The sequence below is a fragment of the Streptomyces sp. NPDC001744 genome (assembly GCF_042892575.1).
In the GTDB taxonomy this organism is placed as follows: domain Bacteria; phylum Actinomycetota; class Actinomycetes; order Streptomycetales; family Streptomycetaceae; genus Streptomyces.
In genome coordinates this window covers 30,256-46,773 of record NZ_JBIAUG010000020.1, presented here as the reverse complement: position 1 = coordinate 46,773, position 16,518 = coordinate 30,256, and the positions used below count along the sequence as shown (strand labels likewise).

Annotated in this window: 19 protein-coding genes and 1 pseudogene; 11 read left to right on the top strand and 9 right to left on the bottom strand. The window is 74.2% G+C overall.

Features of this window, described 5'->3' with window-relative positions; all coding sequences use genetic code 11:
• The first annotated feature begins 76 nt into the window (after window positions 1–76).
• A complete protein-coding gene (locus tag ACFYZY_RS22815; RefSeq protein WP_388697081.1) occupies window positions 77–1,354 on the top strand; it encodes a saccharopine dehydrogenase family protein in 1,278 nt (425 codons plus the stop codon).
• Between the two features lie 61 nt (window positions 1,355–1,415).
• Here the strand turns inward: ACFYZY_RS22815 and ACFYZY_RS22810 are convergent, their stop codons facing one another.
• Together ACFYZY_RS22810 and ACFYZY_RS22805 are read right to left on the bottom strand one after the other, a co-directional pair.
• On the bottom strand, window positions 1,416–1,784 hold the full coding sequence (locus tag ACFYZY_RS22810; protein ID WP_388697078.1) for a VOC family protein: 369 nt from the start codon (window positions 1,782–1,784) through the stop codon (window positions 1,416–1,418).
• A 227-nt stretch (window positions 1,785–2,011) separates the two neighbouring features.
• On the bottom strand, window positions 2,012–2,716 hold the full coding sequence (locus tag ACFYZY_RS22805) for an endonuclease V (RefSeq protein WP_388697076.1): 705 nt from the start codon (window positions 2,714–2,716) through the stop codon (window positions 2,012–2,014).
• Window positions 2,717–2,796: 80 nt separating this feature from the next.
• Here ACFYZY_RS22805 and ACFYZY_RS22800 point away from each other — a divergent pair, with 80 nt between their 5' ends.
• The gene (locus ACFYZY_RS22800; protein WP_388697073.1) at window positions 2,797–3,105 is read left to right on the top strand and encodes a YciI family protein; all 309 of its coding nucleotides are present in this window, start codon (window positions 2,797–2,799) and stop codon (window positions 3,103–3,105) included.
• A gap of 96 nt (window positions 3,106–3,201) precedes the next feature.
• Here ACFYZY_RS22800 and ACFYZY_RS22795 read toward each other — a convergent pair.
• Together ACFYZY_RS22795 and ACFYZY_RS22790 are read right to left on the bottom strand one after the other, a co-directional pair.
• A pseudogene (locus ACFYZY_RS22795) lies at window positions 3,202–3,609 on the bottom strand (RidA family protein); the annotation flags it as partial.
• 78 nt (window positions 3,610–3,687) lie between these two features.
• A complete protein-coding gene (locus ACFYZY_RS22790; protein WP_388697071.1) occupies window positions 3,688–4,830 on the bottom strand; it encodes a WD40/YVTN/BNR-like repeat-containing protein in 1,143 nt (380 codons plus the stop codon).
• Between the two features lie 350 nt (window positions 4,831–5,180).
• On the opposite strand from ACFYZY_RS22790, the gene ACFYZY_RS22785 reads away from it, so the two are divergent.
• From ACFYZY_RS22785 to ACFYZY_RS22775, 3 genes are all read left to right on the top strand, one after another.
• Window positions 5,181–5,597: an SsgA family sporulation/cell division regulator gene (locus ACFYZY_RS22785; RefSeq protein WP_388697069.1), complete on the top strand. Its 417-nt coding sequence runs from the start codon at window positions 5,181–5,183 to the stop codon at window positions 5,595–5,597.
• A 316-nt stretch (window positions 5,598–5,913) separates the two neighbouring features.
• On the top strand, window positions 5,914–7,557 hold the full coding sequence (locus ACFYZY_RS22780) for an ABC-F family ATP-binding cassette domain-containing protein (protein WP_388697066.1): 1,644 nt from the start codon (window positions 5,914–5,916) through the stop codon (window positions 7,555–7,557).
• Between the two features lie 239 nt (window positions 7,558–7,796).
• Window positions 7,797–8,771: an acyl-ACP desaturase gene (locus ACFYZY_RS22775; RefSeq protein ID WP_388697064.1), complete on the top strand. Its 975-nt coding sequence runs from the start codon at window positions 7,797–7,799 to the stop codon at window positions 8,769–8,771.
• Between the two features lie 43 nt (window positions 8,772–8,814).
• On the opposite strand, the gene ACFYZY_RS22770 is transcribed toward ACFYZY_RS22775, so the two are convergent.
• The gene (locus ACFYZY_RS22770; RefSeq protein WP_388697298.1) at window positions 8,815–9,072 is read right to left on the bottom strand and encodes a WhiB family transcriptional regulator; all 258 of its coding nucleotides are present in this window, start codon (window positions 9,070–9,072) and stop codon (window positions 8,815–8,817) included.
• A 579-nt stretch (window positions 9,073–9,651) separates the two neighbouring features.
• Between ACFYZY_RS22770 and ACFYZY_RS22765 the strand changes: the two genes are divergently transcribed.
• Entirely contained in the window at window positions 9,652–9,846 is a 195-nt protein-coding gene (locus ACFYZY_RS22765; protein WP_388697296.1) for a hypothetical protein, read from the top strand.
• Between the two features lie 76 nt (window positions 9,847–9,922).
• On the opposite strand, the gene ACFYZY_RS22760 is transcribed toward ACFYZY_RS22765, so the two are convergent.
• On the bottom strand, window positions 9,923–10,360 hold the full coding sequence (locus tag ACFYZY_RS22760; RefSeq protein ID WP_388697061.1) for a YchJ family protein: 438 nt from the start codon (window positions 10,358–10,360) through the stop codon (window positions 9,923–9,925).
• A gap of 110 nt (window positions 10,361–10,470) precedes the next feature.
• On the opposite strand from ACFYZY_RS22760, the gene ACFYZY_RS22755 reads away from it, so the two are divergent.
• Window positions 10,471–11,814: a 6-phospho-beta-glucosidase gene (locus ACFYZY_RS22755; protein WP_388697058.1), complete on the top strand. Its 1,344-nt coding sequence runs from the start codon at window positions 10,471–10,473 to the stop codon at window positions 11,812–11,814.
• 73 nt (window positions 11,815–11,887) lie between these two features.
• Here the strand turns inward: ACFYZY_RS22755 and ACFYZY_RS22750 are convergent, their stop codons facing one another.
• From ACFYZY_RS22750 to ACFYZY_RS22740, 3 genes are all read right to left on the bottom strand, one after another.
• Window positions 11,888–12,706 (bottom strand): SAM-dependent methyltransferase, encoded by an 819-nt coding sequence (locus ACFYZY_RS22750; RefSeq protein ID WP_388697055.1) that lies wholly within the window; start codon window positions 12,704–12,706, stop codon window positions 11,888–11,890.
• 73 nt (window positions 12,707–12,779) lie between these two features.
• Window positions 12,780–13,016, bottom strand: a complete 237-nt coding sequence (locus ACFYZY_RS22745; protein WP_030215754.1) for a DUF397 domain-containing protein — start codon at window positions 13,014–13,016, stop codon at window positions 12,780–12,782.
• A complete protein-coding gene (locus ACFYZY_RS22740) occupies window positions 13,017–13,892 on the bottom strand; it encodes a helix-turn-helix domain-containing protein (protein WP_388697052.1) in 876 nt (291 codons plus the stop codon).
• 264 nt (window positions 13,893–14,156) lie between these two features.
• On the opposite strand from ACFYZY_RS22740, the gene ACFYZY_RS22735 reads away from it, so the two are divergent.
• The 4 genes from ACFYZY_RS22735 (at window position 14,157) to ACFYZY_RS22720 (ending at window position 16,504) form a co-directional block, all read left to right on the top strand.
• The gene (locus ACFYZY_RS22735; RefSeq protein ID WP_388697050.1) at window positions 14,157–14,594 is read left to right on the top strand and encodes an ATP-binding protein; all 438 of its coding nucleotides are present in this window, start codon (window positions 14,157–14,159) and stop codon (window positions 14,592–14,594) included.
• 5 nt (window positions 14,595–14,599) lie between these two features.
• On the top strand, window positions 14,600–15,115 hold the full coding sequence (locus ACFYZY_RS22730; RefSeq protein ID WP_388697048.1) for a hypothetical protein: 516 nt from the start codon (window positions 14,600–14,602) through the stop codon (window positions 15,113–15,115).
• Between the two features lie 34 nt (window positions 15,116–15,149).
• Window positions 15,150–15,872 (top strand): class I SAM-dependent methyltransferase, encoded by a 723-nt coding sequence (locus tag ACFYZY_RS22725; RefSeq protein ID WP_388697047.1) that lies wholly within the window; start codon window positions 15,150–15,152, stop codon window positions 15,870–15,872.
• Window positions 15,873–16,078: 206 nt separating this feature from the next.
• Window positions 16,079–16,504, top strand: coding sequence for an ATP-binding protein (locus ACFYZY_RS22720; protein WP_388697044.1), 426 nt, complete (start codon window positions 16,079–16,081; stop codon window positions 16,502–16,504).
• Window positions 16,505–16,518: the final 14 nt, after the last annotated feature.

Sequence of the window (16,518 nt, the reverse complement as noted above, 5' to 3'; positions counted from 1 at the left end):
CGGCGGGAGGCTTCCGCTATCCTCCGCCGACGACAACCGCGCACGGCTGCGCGGTACGGCCGAAGCGAGGGGCTGGATGGCGACAGGGGCGGGCACGGGGCGGGGCGCCGGGGCGGACCGGGGCGGCGGTTCCGGAGCGGGCGGCAGGGCGGGGCCGGAGCGGGGGGCGGGGTCCGGGCGTACGGCCAGGCCGTACGACGTGGTGCTCTTCGGGGCCACGGGATTCGTGGGCGGGCTCACGGCGGAGTACCTGGCCGAACACGCCCCCGAGGGGTGCCGCTGGGCGCTCGCGGGGCGCGACCTCGGCAGGCTGGAGGCCCTGCGGGACCGGCTCGCCTCGGCGCGCCCGCACCTCGCCGGCCTCCCCCTGGTCCTCGCGGACTCCGGCGACCCGGAGTCGCTGCGCGAACTCGCCTCCTCCGCGAGGGTCGTGGCGACGACGGTCGGCCCCTACGTCTGGTACGGCGAAGGGCTCGTCGCCGCCTGCGCGGAGGCCGGCACGGACTACCTGGACCTGACGGGCGAGGCCGAGTTCGTGGACCTGACCTACGTGCGGCACGACGCCCGCGCCCGGGAGACCGGCGCCCGGATCGTGCACGCCTGCGGCTTCGACTCCGTCCCGCACGACCTGGGCGTGCACTTCACCGTGGCGCAGCTCCCGGAGGGCGTGCCGCTGCGCGTGGACGGCTTCGTACGGGCCGGGGCCGCCTTCTCCGGCGGCACCTTCGCCTCCGCGCTGACCGCGCTCGGCCGGGGCCGGAAGGTCCTGCGGGCCGCGCGCGAACGGCGTCTGCACGAACCCCGGCTGGTGGGCCGGCGGTCGCGCGCGCCGCTCGGCGGCCCCCGGTTCAGCCGGGAGACGGGCACCTGGGCACTGCCGCTGCCGACGCTGGATCCGCAGGTCGTGGCGCGTTCGGCGGCGGCCCTGGAGCGGTACGGCCCGGACTTCCGCTACCGGCACTACGCCTCCGTGAAGACGCTCCCGATGGCGCTCGGCGGCACGGCCGCCGTCGGGGCGTGCGCGGCGGCGGCCCAGATCCCGCCGGTACGCGACTGGCTGATGGGGCGTCACCGGGCCGGTACGGGCCCGTCGGCCGAGCGCCGCGCCCGCAGCTGGTTCTCCGTGCGGTTCGTGGGCGAGGGCGGCGGCCGGCGGGTCCTCACGGAGGTCTCGGGCGGCGACCCGGGGTACGACGAGACGGCCAGGATGCTCGCCGAGTCGGCCCTCTGCCTCGCCTTCGACCCGCTGCCGGAGACCGCCGGACAGGTGACGACGGCGGTGGCGATGGGCGACGCCCTCACCGCCCGGCTCCGGGCGGCGGGCATCCGCTTCCGGGTGGCGCACCGGGGCTAGGCGGTACGCCGGAAGGAGCGTCCGGCCCCTGGTCCGGGGCTTCTTCGCGCCGGGGCGGGCCTCAGAGCACGAGGCGGAACGGGTGGCCGGCCGGGTCCGCGTAGACGCGCCGGGCCGGGTCGCCGCCCCCGTCGTCGAGCGGTACGGCCCCGAGCGCGCGGACGGCCTCGTCGGCGGCGGCCAGGTCGTCCACCCGCACGTCGAGGTGGAACTGCTGCTCGGGCGCGCCCCAGACGGGCGGACGGTGGTCGGCGACGCCCTGGAAGGCGAGGACCGGGCCGCAGTCGCCGCGCAGGACGACGCAACCTTCTCCCACGGCCCAGCGGGGGTCGGGGTCCTCGGCCTCGCCGCCGATCAGCGTCCGGTAGAAGGAGGCCAGTTCGGTCGCGTCGGGGCAGTCGAGGACGACGCACCGCAGCCGCCCGATCACGCGGTACCCCGGGCGGTGCGGGGCACGGCGCGGTTCCGGACCGGCGCGGAGGGGCCGGTGGCGGGGAGGACCGGGGCCGGTCCCGGCCCGGGGGAACGCGGCGCGACGGCGGGGGAAGGTGTCATGCGCCCCACTCTGCCCGGCGGAACCGCGGGCCGGCATCCGTACGCGTACTCACGGGCCGGCGTCCGTACCCGTACTCAGCGGGGTCCGGGCGTGCCCCGTGCTCAGCGGGGTCCGGACGTCCCCCGTGCCTCCTCGAGGGCGCGGCGGCACAGGGAGTCGGCGCGGCGGGTGGTCTCGGGGAGGCGGTAGCGCGGGGTCAGGTGGAGGGTGTGGGCACAGGCGCGGGCGAGGGAGACCCGGTGGCCGACGGAGACGAAGACCGGTTTGACCCCGGTCCGGGTGCGCACGGCCCGGCCCACCTCCTCGCCGTCGGCGAGGAGCGGGGCGGAGTCGCCGCGCGCGGGACCGGGCTCTCCGTACGTGAAGGCGAAGGGGTTCTTGGCGACGCCGACGGACGGGTGTCCGGTGAGCACGCCGAGGTGGGAGGCGAGGCCGAAGCGCCGGGGGTGGGCGAGGCCGTAGCCGTCGCAGACCAGGAGGCCGGGGTCGGCGGTCAGGGCGTCGAGCGCGGCGAGGACGGTCGGGATCTCCCGGAAGGCGAGGAGCCCGGGGACGTACGGGAAGGAGACCCGGCCGACCGCCGTCGCCTCCTCGACCACCTCCAGGGTCCGGGCGTCGAGCACGACGGCCGCCGCGGCGACGAGGTCCCGCTCGTCGTCGTAGGCCACGTCGAGTCCCGTGACGTGGCCCTCGCCGGCCTCCGGCCCCGTCTCGTCCCGCACCAGCCGCTCCCGCAGCTCCCGCTGGACGGCGAGGGCGGTGGTCTCGTCGGCGGGCCAGCCCGCCGGAATTCCGATGATCCTCATGATGCGGTCACCCTACGTCCGGCCGGACGCCCGCCCCGGGCCCGGCGGGGCGTCCGGGGGCGGGCGGTAGCCTGGCGATCATGTTCGTACTGGAATTGACCTACACCGCGCCCGTCGAGCGGGTGGACGCGCTGTTCGACGACCACATCGCCTGGCTCGACGAGCAGTACGCCGCCGGCGTGTTCCTGGCGTCGGGGCGGAAGAACCCCCGGGACGGCGGGGTGATCCTGGCCGCCGGGGTCGACCGCGCGCGGATCGAGGAGATCGCGGCGGCCGACCCGTTCAGCACCGGGGGCGTGTGCGCGTACCGGATCACGGAGTTCCACGCGACCAGGACGGCCGAGGGGATCGCCGCGTACCAGGAGCGGCCGCCCTCCCACAGCAGGTGACCACGGCCGCCCCGGGCCGGGTCTCCGGACCGGCGGATCCCCGTGCGGGCCGCCGGGTCCGAGGCGCCGTCCGGCACCCGGTGACGAAGGGGTTCGGTCGGGCAGGGCCACGGTGGGGTCGACCTCGACGAGCTGTCCGGTGAAGCCGAGCTGGGCCACGCCCAACAGCGTGCTGGCGGCGGTGAACGCCGGGCCGAGAGCCGAGTCGGTGAGCCGGCGCCACGCGACGCCCAGGGCGTCCCTGTCCTCGCCGCGCACGTAGATCACCGAGCGGACCACGTGCCGCGGCTCGGCATCCACCGCCGCCAACGCGGCGAGGACGTTCGCGACCACCTGGTCGACCTGTGCTTCGAGCGATCCGGGACCGACGAGGGAACCGCTCCGGTCGAGCGGGCACCGCCCCGCCAGGTAGGCCGCACGCCCGGCTACCACCACGGTGACGTGGTGGTAGCCGGGCGTCTCGTGCAGCTGCTCGGGGTTGACGCGCGTGATCTCCGCGGTCATGCCCGCGAGTGTGCCGGGCATGCCGTCGGCGCGCATCCGGATTTGTCCCGCCGCGCGGCACTCACGGCGGCCGGAAGGTCAGAGAACGGGCCGGTGGCGTGCCAGGTGCGCGACGCGGCCCTGCTCGCCGGAGGCCCAGCAGGCGCCGTCCGGGGCGCAGTCGACCGTGTCGTACGAGCCGGTGTCGACCGTCCGCCAGGTGCGGCCGCCGTCGGTGGTCAGGTCCGTGCCGGTGGGGCCCACGGCGAGCGCGGACGTCCTGTCGTGCGGGAGCCAGGCGACGCCCGAGCGGTAGGCGGGCGGGGGCGCGGCCGAGGCGCGCCAGGTGCGGCCCGCGTCGACGGTGACGGCGGCGGCCCGGGGGGACGGCTGGTCCTTGCGGTAGTCGCCGCCGACCGCGATGCCGTGCGCGCGGTCGCGGAAGGCGAGCCCGAAGACGCCCCGGGCCGGATCGCCGGCCGGGACGGGCGAGTCGGTGGCGGTCCAGGTCAGCCCCCGGTCGGCGGAGTGCAGGACGCGGGCGGTGGCGCCGCCGCCCGTCGCGAGCCACACGTCCCGGGGACCGGCCGACACCAGGCACTGGCCGCTCGCCGCGAAACCGGCTTCGCCGGGGAGCGCGTCCGGCATCCCGGCGTTCGGCAGGACCCGCCAGGACCGGCCGCCGTCCCGGGTCGAGAGGATGCGGTACCTGCCGTCGACCGGGTCGCTCATGGCGAGGCCGTTCCGGTGGTCGAAGAAGGTCATGCAGTCGTAGAAGGCGCGCGGGTCGGTGTTGCGGAAGGACTCGGTCCAGGTGGCGCCGCCGTCCTCGGTGCGCAGCACCCGCGAGGCCTCCCCCTCCCCGATGGCGAGGACGACGGCCCGGCGGGCGTCGAAGGCTTCCACGTCGCGGAACTCCAGTCCCTCCGCGCCCGCCGGGGAAACGTTTCGCCAGCTTCTGCCCCCGTCGCCGGTGCGCAGCACCGTGCCCTTGGAGCCCGCGACCCAGGCGGTCCGGCGGTCGACCGCCGCGAGCCCCCGGAAGCGGGCGTCGGTCCCGGTCGGCGTGAGCCGCCAGCCGGGCCCCGGAGCGGACCGCTCGCCGGCCGCCGGAGCCGCCGGCCGGCCGGCGGCGGTCGCGGGGGGCTCCCCGGCCCCTGCCGGGGCGGTCGGGGTCAGCGCGAGCGCCGCCCCGACGAGTCCCGCCGCCGTCATTCGTCTCGTCTTCCCCATGGACGTCATGGCGCCGGAAGCTAGCGCCCGGGACCGCTCCCCGTCCAGGGTGCCCGGCCGGTCCGCGGGGCACACGGGCGGTGCCGTACGGCCCGGACGCCCTCGGGGACCGGCGGCGTCCGGGCCGCCACCGGCCCGGCGGCGCCCCCGTCCCGAAGCGCTTGCGGACGGGCCGGGACGGCTCCGGCCTGCCCGGACACCTTCCCGGCCTGCCCGGACACCCCCCTGGCGGGTCCGGTGACACAGCTCACGCGCCGCCGGAATGCACGTCCAGGCCCCGACGTCCGTCTTTCCGGGTGTCAGAAGCCCCGGTGTCGGGGAGACGCAGAAGATCCGAAGCCGTACGAGAGGAGCCGGTCTTGTCCGCCGTCATAGAGCAGGCCGTCCAGGCCCGTCTGGTCGCATCCGCTCCCCGGATGGAGACCGTCCCCGCCACCCTGCGGTACGACCGCGAGGATCCGTACGCCGTCAGCATGGCCTTTCCTCCCCCCGCGACCCTGGAGGGCGTCGAGGTCTCCTGGGCCTTCGCGCGCGACCTGCTCGTCCAGGGGGTCGAGCGCCCGGCCGGGGTCGGGGACGTGCGGCTGCGTCCGTACGGGTACGACCGGACCGTGGTGGAGTTCCACGCCCCGGAGGGAGTGGCCATGGTCCACGTCCGGACCTCGGAGCTGCGCCGGTTCCTGGAGCGCTCGCAGCACCTGGTCCCCGAGGGGCGCGAGCACCAGTACCTGGACTGGGACCACGACCTGACGGAGCTGTTCCGCGAGCACCCGTGACGGCCGCCCCGGTCCTCTCCCTCCTTCCCTCTCCTCCTCCGCGGCGGCGAGGCCGTCCCCCGGCCCGGCACCACCGCGCCGTAAATCATTTGCGCCTCCCCGATCGGGGCCGTACGGTCGGTGACGACTCTGCCGTCACCCGATCGGAGAAGGACGTTGCTCGTCTGAGGTTGTGAGACACCGTGCCGCGCGTGCCCCCGTGCCGCGTGTGCCGTTCTCGACCTCGGCGTACGAGCCGTCTTCCCGCTGCCCGCGCCCCGGTGTCTCCCAAGCGTCGCACCCAGTCCACACGCGCTCGCGCCACCGGGAGTCCTCCATGGCACATCACCCCACGTTCATCACCTGCTCCTCGCTCTCCTTCTCCTGGCCGGACGGCACCGAGGTCTTCGACGACCTCCGCCTCGCCGTCGGCCCCGGCCGCACCGGCCTCGTCGGGCTCAACGGCTCCGGCAAGTCCACGCTGCTCAAGCTGATCGCGGGCGAGCTGACGCCCTCCTCCGGCACGGTCCGGGTCACCGGCGAACTCGGCCACCTGCCGCAGAACCTGGTCCTGGACACCTCGCGCCGGGTCGACGAGATCCTCGGCATCGACGCGAAGCGGGCCGCCCTGCACGCCATCGAGGCGGGCGATCCGGCCGAGGAGCACTTCACCGCCCTCGCCGACGACTGGGACGTCGAGGAGCGGGCCCGCGCCACCCTCGACCAGCTCGGTCTGGACGGCATCGGCCTGGACCGGACCGTCGGCGAGATCTCGGGCGGCGAGTCCGTGCTGCTGCGCCTCGCCGCGCTGCTGCTCGCCCGGCCCGACGTCCTGCTGCTCGACGAACCGACCAACAACCTGGACCTGCGCGCCCGCGCGCGCCTCTACGAGGCGGTGGAGAAGTGGTCCGGGGTCCTGGTCGTGGTCAGCCACGACCGCGAACTCCTGGAGCGGGTCGACCAGATCGCCGACCTGCGGGACGGCGAGGTCGCCTGGTACGGCGGCGCCTGGTCGGACTACGAGGCGGCGCTCGCCGCCGAACAGGAGGCGGCGGAACGGATGGTGCGGGTCGCCGAAGCCGACGTGCAGCGACAGAAGCGGGAACTCGCCGACACCCAGGTGAAGTTGGCCCGACGCAAGCGGTACGGGCAGAAGAGCTTCGAGAACAAGGTCGCGTCGAAGCTCGTGGCGAACAGCCAGAAACGCAGCGCCCAGGTCACGGCCGGCAAGCAGCGCACGCTCCACAGCGAGCGCCTCTCGGAGGCCCGGGAGCGGCTCGACGCCGCGGTGGAGGCGGTGCGGGACGACGACGAGATCCGGGTCGAGCTGCCCCGCACCTCGGTGCCGCCGGGCCGCGAGGTGCTGCGCCTGCGGGACCTGGAACTGCGGCACGGGGCCCGCGTGGAGGGCGAGTTCGAGCTGCGCGGGCCGGAGCGGATCGCGCTGGTCGGCCGGAACGGCGCGGGCAAGACGACGCTGCTCCGGACGATCGCCGGAGAGCTGGACCCCCTGTCGGGCGAACTGGAGGCGCGGGTGCCGCTCCGCTTCCTGCCGCAGCGGCTCGACGTCCTGGACGACGGGCTGAGCGTGGTGGACAACGTGGCCCGCTTCGCGCCCGGGGCGACCGCGAACGCCGTCCGGGCCCGGCTCGCCCGGTTCCTGTTCCGGGGGGCGCGGGCGGACCGGGCCGTGGGCACCCTCTCGGGCGGGGAGCGGTTCCGGGCGACGCTCGCGGCCCTGCTCCTCGCGGAGCCGGCCCCGCAGCTGCTGATGCTGGACGAGCCGACGAACAACCTGGACATGGCGTCGGTGCGGAAGCTGACGGCGGCCCTCGACGCCTACGAGGGGGCGCTGGTCGTGGCGAGCCACGACGTGGCGTTCCTGGAGTCGCTCGGGATCACCCGCTGGCTGCTGCTCGACGGCGCGCTGCGCCCGACGACCGCCGAGGAGGTCCGCGAGCCGTTCACGGACGGGGACTGACCGTCCCCCGCGACCCGCCGGGCACCTGCGCTGCGTAGTCGGCCGGGTGCCCGGCGGGCGCCGCGCGGGGTGTGACCTGTGCCTTCCGTTCCCCATGGCGCGGCACTCATGACCGAGCGTGACCGAAAGTGACGGAGGCGGGCTTGGCCGGGGACTTACGGAGGCTTAACCTACGGTTTCGTAACCTACGAATCCGTAAGTACGTCCGCATGTCCCCTCTCCGTCCCCAGGAGTCTCCCGTGACGCTCACCTCTCCCTCCCTCGACAACTCGGCTGGGTGGACCGACGCACGGTTGCTCTACGCCCTGGAAGAGGTCGTGGAGAAGGAACTCAACCGTCACCTGAAGGTCACCAAGGACTGGATGCCGCACGAGTACGTGCCGTGGTCCGACGGCCGCAACTTCCCCGGCTTCTTCGAGGACGGCGAGGCGTGGGACCCGAAGCAGTCCAAGGTGACCGCGATCGGGAAGACCGCCCTCGTCGTCAACCTGCTCACCGAGGACAACCTCCCGAGCTACCACCACGAGATCGCCAGCCTCTTCGGCCGCGACGGCGCCTGGGGCACCTGGGTGCACCGCTGGACCGCCGAGGAGGGCCGGCACGGCATCGTGATGCGCGACTACCTGCTCGCCTCGCGCGCCGTCGACCCGGACGAGCTGGAGCGGTTCCGGATGGCGCACATGAGCGAGGGCTTCGAGTCCGACAACCGGCACTCGATGCTGCACTCCGTGGCGTACGTCGCCTTCCAGGAGCTGGCCACCCGCATCTCGCACCGCAACACCGGCCACCAGTCCGGCGATCCGGTCTGCGACCGGATGCTCGCCCGCATCGCCACCGACGAGAACCTGCACATGGTCTTCTACCGCAACCTGCTGGGTGCGGCCTTCGAGATCGCCCCCGACCCGACCATGCTGGCCGTGCGGGACGTCGTGGTCGGCTTCCGGATGCCCGGCCACGGCATGCCGGGCTTCGAGCGGGCGGCGGCGCAGATGGCGATCGGCGAGATCTACAACATGCGCATCCACCACGACGACGTCCTCCAGCCCGTGCTGCGCTTCCTCAAGGTCCTCCAGATCGACGGCCTGGGGCCCGAGGGGCTGCGCGCCCAGGAGGAGCTGGGCCTGTACATGGAGGGACTGGACGCCGAGGCGAGCAAGTTCGACGAGAAGCTCGCGGCCCGCAAGGCCCGGCTCGCGGCCCGCGCGGCGCGCTGACCGCCGGTTCCGTCACGTGGCGGACGGGTCCGTCCGCCACGCGTCAGCCCCGGCCGTGCTTCAGCCGGAACCGCTCCTTCTCCGAGAGGCCGCCCCAGACGCCGAACCGCTCGTCGTGCTCCAGCGCGTACTCCAGGCAGGCCACGCGCCCCTCGCAGGCCCCGCAGAGCCGTTTCGCCTCGCGGGTGGAGGAGCCGGGGGCGGGGAAGAAGAACTCCGGGCCGGCCTGGGCGCACAGGGCGTCCTCCTGCCAGGACATGTCGGGCTCCGGTGCGGTCAGTACGCTCGTGTGGATCTGCATGCCGTCCACGATGCCGGGGCGTCCTAAACGAGCCATCAACGTTCGATCAACGCGGCGCGCCGGGAGCGGGCGGGGTGCGCGGCGGCCCCGGCGGGAGCCGGACGGCAGCCCCCGACCTTCCCGGACGGGCACCCCGGCGCGATCCCGCCGGAGAGGCGTGAAGGCACGCGTTCCGCCGGACCGGAAGCCGTTCGACGCCCGAGTGAGATGCTTCACATTCTATCGATGATCGATCTTCTTCAGCCTTCCTTCCCCGGAACGCGCGTTCGACAAACCTGCGTCGCCTCCGCAGGAAGGATGCGAAAAGGTCACGCGGCCGCGCACCCCCACACCTGCGGGAACGCCCCCGCCCGCGTCCGGCGCCGACGCGGAGCCGTCCCGTCCGCGTCCGTCCGCCCCCGCGAAGGCGCCCCCGGCCCGTCACCGTTCCGCGACATCTCCGTACCGGAACCCCTACCGCGATCCGGTACCTATGGGGGGACACTCTTCCGTACCCCTTCCGGACCCCCACTAGGACTGCCCGTGATCACCTCGCCCTCGCGTCTCGTCCCCGTCCCGATCCCCGACCGCGTGGCCGCGATGATCGGCTCCTGTCTGCCGCTGCACGTCCTGCAGGCCGAGGTCGACGCGGACTCCGCGGCCCGCGAGGTGTACCGGTTCCGGGGGCCGCTCTGCGCGGAGGACCGGGCGGACCGCGAGCACGCCCTCGCCGCCCTCGCGCGCGCCAACAAGATCCTCGCCAAGCACCACCCCCAACTGCCCGTCACCCCCTGACGGGGGCGCCCGTCCGGCGGCCCCCGCACGCGGGCGGACGGGCTGCCGCGCGCCGGGGCGGGGCGGGCGCGCCGGCCTACTCCGCGACGTCCCCGTCCACGTACACCCACGCCCCCTCGCGGCGGACGAAACGACTCCGTTCGCGCAGCGCGCCCGGTTCCCCGCCGTGGAGGTGGCGGGCCGTGAAGGTGACGGTGCCGTGCTGGTGGAAGGCGGTGCCGCCGGTGGTCTCCTCGATCTCCAGGCCGGTCCAGCGCAGCTCCGGGTCGAAGTCGATCCCGTCCGGACGCGTCTCCGGGGCCCAGGTGCGCAGCAGGTACGCCTCGTCGCGGACGACGAAGGCGCTGTAGCGGGAGCGCATGAGGAGTTCGGCGGTGGGCGCGGTGCCGGCCGTGCCCGGGTGGAAACGGCCGCAGCACTCGCCGTAGGGGGCGTCCCGGCCGCAGGGGCAGGGCGAGTCCGCGGTCACGGCGGGGGCCTGCGGGGTGCGGGGACGGGTCTTGCGTCGGGACATGCCGCCATTGTCCCCCACCCCGCGTCCGGCACCCGGCGCCCCGGGGCGCCCGCGCGGCCGCCCGCCCGGAATCCGGCGGTCCGGGACGGGCGTCCCAGTAGCGTGAGGGCATGAGACTGACGATTCTCGGAGGCGGCGGATTCCGGGTGCCGCTGGTGTACGGCGCCCTCCTCGGCGACCACGCCGAGGGGCGGGTCACCCGGGTCACCCTGTACGACCCGGACGGGGCGCGGCTCTCCGCCGTCGCGCGGGTCCTCGCGGACCAGGCCGAAGGGGTGCCGGACGCGCCGGCGGTGACGGTGACGAGGGACCTCGACGAGGCGCTGCGCGGGGCGGACTTCGTCTTCTCCGCGATCCGGGTCGGCGGCCTGGCGGGCAGGGCGGCGGACGAGCGGATCGCGCTCGCCGAAGGGGTGCTCGGCCAGGAGACGGTGGGGGCGGGCGGGATCGCGTACGGGCTGCGGACCGTGCCCGTCGCGACGGCCGTCGCCCGGAAGGTCGCCGCGCTCGCCCCGGACGCCTGGGTCATCAACTTCACCAATCCGGCGGGCCTGGTCACGGAGGCGATGTCCCGGATCCTGGGCGACCGGGTCGTCGGCATCTGCGACTCCCCCGTGGGCCTCGGCCGCCGGGTCGCCCGCGTCCTGGGCGCCGATCCGGACGAGGCGTGGATCGACTACGTGGGCCTCAACCACCTGGGCTGGCTGCGGGGGTTGCGGATCGGGGGCCGGGACGAGCTGCCCCGGCTGCTCGCCGACGAGGAGGCGCTCGGCTCCTTCGAGGAGGGCAGGCTCTTCGGCCCGGAGTGGCTGCGCTCGCTCGGCGCGGTTCCCAACGAGTACCTGCACTACTACTACTTCAACCGGGAGGCGGTGCGCGCCTACCGGAGTGCCGGGCGGACGCGCGGGGCGTACCTGCGCGACCAACAGGGCTCCTTCTACGAGGAGATGGCCCGGCCGGGCACCGCGGCCCTGGCCGCCTGGCGCCGCACGCTCGCGGACCGGGAGGCCACCTACATGGCCGCCAACCGGGAGGCGGCCGGGGCCGGGGAGCGCGCCGAGGAGGACCTGGAGCCCGGCGGCTACGAGAAGGTGGCGCTCGCCCTGATGCGGGCGATCGCGCGCGACGAGCGGACGACGCTGATCCTCGACGTGCGCAACGGTTCGACGCTCTCCGTGCTCGACGCGGACGCGGTGGTCGAGGTGCCCTGCCTGGTGGACGCGAACGGCGCCCGTCCGGTGGCGGCGGCCCCGCTGCCGTACCACGCCGTCGGCCTGGTGACCGCCGTGAAGGCGGTGGAACGGGAGGTGCTGGCGGCGGCGGAGAGCGGCTCCCGGGAGACGGCGGTGAAGGCGTTCGCGCTGCATCCCCTGGTGGACTCGGTCACGGTCGCCCGCCGGCTCGTGGAGGCGTACGCGGCGGAGCACCCGGGTCTCGCGTACCTGCGGAACTGAGCCGCCGGGGAGGCGGACGGCGGGGACCCGCGGACCGGGAGGCCCGCGGGTCCCGTCACGCCGTTCGCGGGGGTCAGGGCTTGCGGGCCACGCCCGCCCACCCCGGGATGGGCTCGTCGCCCTGGACCGGGACGGGCTCGCCCAGCTCGGGGTGCCACTCGGCGGTGAGCGAGACGCCCGGCTCGACGAGTTCCAGGCCGTCGAAGAACACGGCCAGCTCGTCGCGCGAACGGGGCCGCAGGGTCAGTCCGCGCTCCTTGTACAGGGCGACCGCCTGTGCCGACCCCTCGGGGTTGAAGTCCCCGGTGACGTGGGAGAGGACGAGGTAGCTGCCCGGCGCGAGCTTCTCGACGATCTTGGCGACCAGGTCGTGCGCGCCGTCCTCGTCCCCGATGAAGTGCAGCAGGGCGAGCATCGACAAGGCGATGGGCTGGTCGAAGTCAAGGACCTTTCCGGCCCTTTCGAGGATGACCTCGGGCTCGCGGGCGTCCGCCTGGATGTACTCGGTGGCCCCCTCCGGGGTCGAGCGCAGCAGGGCGGCCGCGTGCGCGAGCACGATCGGGTCGTTGTCGCAGTAGACGATGCGGGACTCCGGCGCGGCCTGCTGCGCGATCTGGTGCAGGTTCGGCTCGGTCGGGATGCCCGTGCCGATGTCCAGGTACTGACGGACGCCGCGGGCGCTGAGCCAGCGGATGGCGCGGTGCATGAAAGCCCTGTTCACGCGGGCCATGTCCCGGCCCCGGGCGTCGAGGGTGAGGAGCTGGCGGGCCATCGCCTCGTCGACCGGGTAGTTGTCCTTGCCGCCCAGGAACCAGTCGTACATGCGCGCCGGATGCGGCTTGCTGGTGTCGATGCGTATCTCGCTCCGCGGGGCGGCGGGGTCCTGGGTCATCGGCTCTCCTGGTCGGGACGAACGAGGTGTACGGGAGCAAGAGTTACGCGATGCGCGGGGTGGGACGGAAGGGTCAGGTGAGCAGGAAATCAGCCTGACCGGATTTTGCCCCCCGGATGAAGGCTTCGATCTCTCCGTGGGTGTAGATGAGCGCGGGTCCCTCGGGGTCTGCGGACTGTCGCACGGCGACCCTGCCGTCGGCCAGTTTCATGGCCTCCACGCAGTTGCCCCCGTTCCCGCCGCTCCACGGCTTGTGCCATCCCTCGGCACCGAGTTCGGCGGCGGGCATGCCGTTGTATATGCGGTCCATTCACAGCTCCTCGCGGAGATTCCGGAGAATCTCCTTCGTGCGTTGTGCAGTCGCGGCCTGCGCCGCCATGCGGTCCATGACCTCCAGGTGGGACGCCACCTCGGGACGCGCGTCGAGGTAGACGGCGCCGGTCAGGTACTCGCTGTAGACCATGTCCGGGAGTTCGGGCACGGCGAAGCGGAAGAGCACGAACGGTCCGTAGGTGCCGGGGTGGTGGCCGGACGCGAACTCCGCGATCTGCAGGGTGACGTTCGGCATCTCGGCCGCCTCCAGCAACCGGTCGATCTGACCGCGCATCACGTCGGGCCCGTCGCCGACCGGCCGGCGGAACACCGTCTCGTCCATGATCACCCAGAACTTGGGGGCGTCCTCCCTGGTCAGCAGGGACTGACGCTCCATCCGCAGGGCCACGTGACGCTCGGTGCCCTCGTCCCCGGCGGTGTCGCCGCCGCCGCCGACCGCCCCGCCGCGCAGGATGGCGCGGGCGTACTCGGCGGTCTGGAGCAGACCCGGGACGAACTGGGGCTCGTACGCCCGGATGAGGCTCGCGGCGCCCTCCAGGCTCACGTACATGGAGAACCAGCCGGGCAGCACGTCGTGGTACCGCTGCCACCAGCCGGGGAGGTTGGCCTCCTCCGCGAGGGCGACGAAGCCCTCCGCCTCGGAGTCCGTGATCCCGTACTCCTTCAGCAGGAGCTGCACGTACGGGATCTTCAGCGCGACTTCGGCGGTCTCCATCCGCCGGACGGTGGCCGGGGCCACCCGGAGGATCTTCGCGGCCTCCTCCCGCTTCATGCCGGCCCGCTCGCGCAGGTCCTGCAGCCGCTTTCCGAGGACGACCTGTCCCACCGTCGGGGCGGACCGCGGCTCGCTCACTGTCAGACCTCCCCGACGCACTGTTTCGACCGAGTGTGCCACGAAGGCGAGGCAGAGAGAACACAGCACTCTGCAATTTTCAGAGTGCCACTTGCCAAGTGTCCGACTCAGGAGGACAGTGTTCCGGTGAACCAGTACACGCTGCCGTCGTGCGTCTCCGCGCCCCGGCGCCGGCGCCGTACGGCAAGTCCTGCCCACTGTTGTGAGGAACCGGTCGTGGCTTCTGGTAACGCGCAGCCTTCAGGTCTCATGAGTCCCCGCGTCATGGCCCAGCGCCCACAGCCCCAGACCGGCACTCCCGCAGTCCGGCGCTTCGCCTTCGAGCTGCCGGCCCTCACCGTGTCGGTCGCGCGGGCCCGGCGGCTCGCGGAGGAACGGCTCATCGTCTGGGGCTGCGGGCCCGACGTACGGGACACGGTGTCCCTCGTCGTGTCGGAGCTGGTCACCAACGCCGTCGTGCACACCGCCAGCGGCCGTTTCGTCTGCGAGCTCCGCGAGGGCGAGGAGAAGCTGCGGATAGCGGTACGGGACGAGGGCGGCCCGGCGGGACCGCGGATACGCGACTGCGGCGAGGACGAACGGGGCCGCGGCCTCCTCATCGTCGACGCGCTGTGCAGCGCCTGGGGCGCCGAGCGCACCGGCCACGGCACGTCGCAGACCGTCTGGGCGGAGCTGGACCACGGCACGGGCGACCCGTGCTGAGGTCGATGGCGACCCGCATGATGCCGCGGGCCCGCAGCAGGTACCCCGAGGCCGGATCCGCCCCGGCCCCCGGACGTCCCGGGGAACTCCGCCTCGACCTGGACGCCCACCACCCTTCCGGAGCCCGGGGCCCGGCCGGCTCCGCCCGCCCCCGGCGGCTGGACGCCACCCGCCTCAGCGTCCCCGCCGGCCTCCGCACCGGCCTCGGCTGCGACGCCGTCGGCGTCCCGGCCCGCTTCGGCTTCAAGATCCTCTCCCGGCTGCCCGCCAAGGGCTGCGTCTACGCCGACTCCGCCTGGTGGTGGTGGCTCGTCCCGGCCGGTTCCGACCTGGACCTCACCTGGCCGCTGCCCGCCTGCTACGCGCCCGGCGCCGAGATCCCGGACCGCCGCCCCCGCCTCGTCCACCGTCCCGACGGCAGCTCGCCCTACACGCCGCCGATCCCCCTGTACCTGCTGACCTGCCAGCTCACGGGCATCGCCCCGGCCTGGTCGGTGCCCCCGGTGCGCAGCGCGCTCTGACGCGCACCGGCCCCCACCGCATAGGGTCGGGTCCATGTCCACTCCGCAGGGCCCCACCCTCCGCGAACTGGCCGTCCAGGCGCTCTCCTCGGTGGAGCACGGCTACGACCTGCTCGCGGACAAGTTCGACGCGACCTCCTTCCGGACCTCCGACCGCCTCCTGGAGGCGGTGACCCGCACCCTGGAGCCCCTGGGCCCCTTCGACACGGGCCTCGACGTCTGCTGCGGCACCGGCGCCGGGCTCGGCGTCCTCCGCTCGGTCTGCGCGGGCCGGGTCACGGGCGTCGACTTCAGCGCGGGCATGCTGGCCGGGGCGCGCCGCGCCCACCCCGACGCCGACCTGGTGCGCGCCGACGCCCTGGCCCTGCCCTTCGCCCCGGCCTTCGACCTGGCGGTCAGCTTCGGCGCCTTCGGCCACTTCCTCCCGGACGACCAGCGGACCCTCTTCTCCCAGGTCCACTCTTCCCTCCGTCCCGGCGGCACCTTCGCCTTCCCCCTCCCGGCCCCGCCGGCCGTCGGCTCGCGCTCCTACTGGGCCCTGTGGGGCTTCGACGCGGCGATGCGGGTCAGGAACGCGGTGCGGCGCCCGCCGTTCGTCATGTACTACCGCACCTTCCGCCTCACGGACGTCCGCACCCGCCTGGAGGAGGCGGGCTTCGGCGTCTCCCTCGTCCCGGTCGAGCCCCTGGGCCGCCGGGAGGACGGGAGCCCCCGGTGCAGGCTGGTGGTGGCGCGGAAGGGCGGGGCGCGTTTTTGACGTCCCACTCCCCCAGAACGGCGATCCTCTCGAGGCGCATACCGACCGCCCGTCACTCTCACCCAGCGTGACGCAGGAACTGCCGTACCGTCCACGGCATGTCCCCGTACGGTGATGCAGCGTACGGACCGTGCGCATGCAACACGCCCCCGCGCACCCGTCACCGTGGCGCCATGAACACGACCGCTCCCCGAGACTCCCCTGCCGTGTGTAGGCTCGCCCAGCTCCTGTCGTCCACCCGGCGCAGGGCCCGGCTCGCCCGGCTGCTCGCCGTCGGACAGCTCCGGTCCTGGGATCTGTCACCCTGTGCCACCGAGCGCGCCGAGCAGACCGTGGCCGAACTCGCCGCCAACACCGCCCTGCACGGCCACGTACACAGCCGTGACTTCCGGCTCGGCCTCACCTCCGACCCCGTGGTCGGCCTCCTGCGCAGCACCGCGTCCGGCGCCCGGGGCGGGTGCCTCCCGACACCGCCCGCGGAATGCACGATGCCACTGGACGCCGAGTCCGGCCGCGGCCCGTTCCTGGTCGCCGCCCTCGCCGACCGCTGGGGCGTCGAGCCGTACCCGCCCGGTGGCAAGACGGTCTGGGCCGATTGCGACTGCGAGGGTCCCGACCCATCGGCCTCCTGATACAGCGTGACCTG

What these genes read in the sequence shown, in the direction of transcription:
- ACFYZY_RS22735 (WP_388697050.1), top strand. Translation starts at nt 14,157, where the DNA reads ATGGCCCAGCGCCCACAGCCCCAGACCGGCACTCCCGCAGTCCGGCGC.
- ACFYZY_RS22755 (WP_388697058.1), top strand. Translation starts at nt 10,471, where the DNA reads ATGAGACTGACGATTCTCGGAGGCGGCGGATTCCGGGTGCCGCTGGTG.
- ACFYZY_RS22800 (WP_388697073.1), top strand. Translation starts at nt 2,797, where the DNA reads ATGTTCGTACTGGAATTGACCTACACCGCGCCCGTCGAGCGGGTGGAC.
- ACFYZY_RS22750 (WP_388697055.1), bottom strand. Translation starts at nt 12,706, where the DNA reads ATGACCCAGGACCCCGCCGCCCCGCGGAGCGAGATACGCATCGACACC.
- ACFYZY_RS22805 (WP_388697076.1), bottom strand. Translation starts at nt 2,716, where the DNA reads ATGAGGATCATCGGAATTCCGGCGGGCTGGCCCGCCGACGAGACCACC.
- ACFYZY_RS22770 (WP_388697298.1), bottom strand. Translation starts at nt 9,072, where the DNA reads ATGCAGATCCACACGAGCGTACTGACCGCACCGGAGCCCGACATGTCC.
- ACFYZY_RS22745 (WP_030215754.1), bottom strand. Translation starts at nt 13,016, where the DNA reads ATGGACCGCATATACAACGGCATGCCCGCCGCCGAACTCGGTGCCGAG.
- ACFYZY_RS22730 (WP_388697048.1), top strand. Translation starts at nt 14,600, where the DNA reads ATGGCGACCCGCATGATGCCGCGGGCCCGCAGCAGGTACCCCGAGGCC.
- ACFYZY_RS22815 (WP_388697081.1), top strand. Translation starts at nt 77, where the DNA reads ATGGCGACAGGGGCGGGCACGGGGCGGGGCGCCGGGGCGGACCGGGGC.
- ACFYZY_RS22760 (WP_388697061.1), bottom strand. Translation starts at nt 10,360, where the DNA reads ATGTCCCGACGCAAGACCCGTCCCCGCACCCCGCAGGCCCCCGCCGTG.
- ACFYZY_RS22765 (WP_388697296.1), top strand. Translation starts at nt 9,652, where the DNA reads ATGATCGGCTCCTGTCTGCCGCTGCACGTCCTGCAGGCCGAGGTCGAC.
- ACFYZY_RS22790 (WP_388697071.1), bottom strand. Translation starts at nt 4,830, where the DNA reads ATGACGTCCATGGGGAAGACGAGACGAATGACGGCGGCGGGACTCGTC.
- ACFYZY_RS22780 (WP_388697066.1), top strand. Translation starts at nt 5,914, where the DNA reads ATGGCACATCACCCCACGTTCATCACCTGCTCCTCGCTCTCCTTCTCC.
- ACFYZY_RS22725 (WP_388697047.1), top strand. Translation starts at nt 15,150, where the DNA reads ATGTCCACTCCGCAGGGCCCCACCCTCCGCGAACTGGCCGTCCAGGCG.